General features: G+C 70.8%; 3 protein-coding genes. 1 reads left to right on the top strand and 2 read right to left on the bottom strand.

What is annotated here, in order from left to right:
* Nucleotides 1-902: RDD family protein (locus tag OO62_RS36035; RefSeq protein ID WP_106974956.1), on the bottom strand; the 902-nt coding region annotated here is incomplete at its 3' end.
* 128 nt (nucleotides 903-1030) lie between these two features.
* Between OO62_RS36035 and OO62_RS36040 the strand changes: the two genes are divergently transcribed.
* Complete coding sequence (locus tag OO62_RS36040; RefSeq protein ID WP_033271953.1) at nucleotides 1031-2038, top strand: stage II sporulation protein M; 1008 nt, start codon at nucleotides 1031-1033, stop codon at nucleotides 2036-2038.
* A gap of 155 nt (nucleotides 2039-2193) precedes the next feature.
* On the opposite strand, the gene OO62_RS40335 is transcribed toward OO62_RS36040, so the two are convergent.
* Nucleotides 2194-2391 (bottom strand): hypothetical protein (locus OO62_RS40335; protein WP_211267965.1); only part of this gene is annotated, 198 nt, incomplete at its 5' end.

The raw sequence follows: 2391 nt of genomic DNA on the forward strand, positions 1-2391 counted from the left end.
GTGGGGGGCGGCGGGGGGGAACCGGCGCCCCCCGCGCGCTCTACCTCCGCGCGCCGCGGCCTGACCCCCGCCACCCCGGGCCCCCCGTCCCGAGCCCCCACAACCGCCTGCCCCTGAGCGACCGCCCCCGGACCCGCTCCCGGAGCCGCCGCCACCCCGAACGCCCGCCGCGACTCCCGCGCCTGTCGCTCGGCAACCACCGCCGCCAGATAGGCCGCCGGATGCGCCTCCGCCGGCCCCGGTACGCCCGTGAACCCCCGCAAGTCCTCCACCAGCCGCCCCGCCATCGCCGCACCGACCTGCGGATCCAACTGCCCCATCCGCGTCAGGTACTGCCGCACCGCCAGCCACCACCCATCGGGCACCCGCGACAGATCCAGCCCCCCGAGGTCCGCCACCGGCCACGGACCCACGGGAGGCAGCACCCTCCCGACCTCCGCCGCCGGCATCCGCTCCCGTATGACCAGCGTCCCCGCGAACACATCCCCCACCCGGCGCCCCCGCGCCGAAACCAGCGACGCGATGGCCGCCACCACCCCCATGGTCAGCACGATCTCGATGGCCCCCATGGCCCCCCGCACCAGCGCGTGCCGGAACCGGATCGGCCCCCCGTCCTCCCGTACTACCCGCAGCCCGCAGATCACCTTCCCCAGCGACCGGCCATGGCTCAGCGTCTCGACCACGATCGGTATCCCGACCTGCACCAGCACGAACGCCGCCACCGACACGGCAGCGATCGCCGCACTGTCCATCGACGACGTCGCGCTCACCAGCAGCATCGACACAGCGATGTAGATGCTCCAGGCCACCGCCACATCGACCGCCACCGCCAGCCCCCGGCTCGGCAACCTGGCCGGCCGCAGCCCCAGCACCACCGCTTCACCCGTGACGAGCTCACTCACGCCGCGCCCACTCCCTCTCGTCCGCCCGCTGGTATTCCAAGCCCGCCCACCGCCACGCCGGGCCCGGCCAGTCTGCCAAGCTGGCCGGGCCCCACACCCACCCACGGCGCTGCGAGGAGCGACCCCGTATGGACCTCGACGTCTTCATCACGGCACACAGCGCCGAATGGGACCGCCTCGAAGAACTCCTGCACCGCAAACGCCGCCTCACCGGAGCCGAGGCCGACGAACTGGTCGCCCTTTACCAGCGCACCACCACCCACCTCTCCCTCCTCCTGTCCAGCGCCCCCGACCCCGCGCTGACCAGCCGTCTGACGTCCCTGGTGGCCCGCGCCCGCAGCACCGTCACCGGCGCCCGCAAGGCGTCCTGGCGCGACACCGCCCGCTTCTTCACCACGACGTTCCCGGCAGCCGTCTACCGCCTACGGCACTGGTGGGTCCCCACCGCGGTCCTCTCCACCGTGGTCGCCGCACTCCTCGGCTGGTGGGTGGCCGCGCACCCCGAGGTCCAGGCGGCCATCGGCGCCCCGGAGGACCTCCGCGCGATGACCCGCCCCGGTGGCCAGTACGAGACCTACTACTCCAGCCACCCCGCCGCGTCCTTCGCCGCCCAGGTATGGACGAACAACGCCCAGGCCGTGGCCCTGTGCCTGGTCCTAGGCGCCTTCCTCGGCCTCCCCGTCCTGTGGATCCTCCTCCAGAACATGCTCAACCTGGGGATAGGCATCGGCCTGATGGCGTCGGCCGGCCGCCTCGACACCTTCCTCGGCCTGATCCTCCCGCACGGCCTCCTCGAACTGACCGCCGTCTTCATCGCCGCCGGCATCGGCCTCCGCCTGGGCTGGACCCTGATAGACCCCGGCCCGCGCACCCGGCGAACGGCCCTGGCACAGGAAGGCCGCTCCGCCCTCGGAGTCGCCCTCGGCCTCGCCGCGGTGCTCTTCGTATCCGGCGCCCTGGAAGGCTTCGTCACCCCCTCCGGCCTCCCCACCTGGGCCCGCATAGGCATCGGCCTCGCCGTCGAACTGGCATTCCTCCTCTACGTCCACGTCCTCGGCGGCCGCGCCGTACGCGCGGGAGAGACCGGCGACGTCGACACCACCGACCGCGACGCCACCCTCCCGACCGCTGCCTGATGTGCGCCTAGCGCCCCTGACCTGCTAATCTCCTCTTCGCCCCAGAAACCCGTTGACACGGGCAGGCGGGGGAGGTAGATTCGAACGGTTGCAGCGAACTGGACAAGTTCATCTGTGACGGTTAGTCTCATCTCCGCTTCGGCTGGAATCTTCATTCAGCGAAGCGCAACCGACCACTTACCGGAAGTCCCGGTCGAATTAATTCGACCAAAGCCCTTCTGATAAAGTCGGAAAAGCCAAAAGGCAAACCCCTCCCGACGGGGAATCAGAAACAAATTCGAACCGGCAACGGCACGAACAAGATCTGATAGAGTCGGAAAGGCCGAAAAGCGAAAGCCGAACGGCCAACCCCG

Origin of the sequence: Streptomyces lydicus, assembly GCF_000717345.1 — a bacterium.
In the GTDB taxonomy this organism is placed as follows: domain Bacteria; phylum Actinomycetota; class Actinomycetes; order Streptomycetales; family Streptomycetaceae; genus Streptomyces; species Streptomyces lydicus.

Bases quoted from the DNA above. Each gene is read 5' to 3' on its own strand.
- OO62_RS36040 (WP_033271953.1), top strand. From the start codon at position 1,031: ATGGACCTCGACGTCTTCATCACGGCACACAGCGCCGAATGGGACCGC.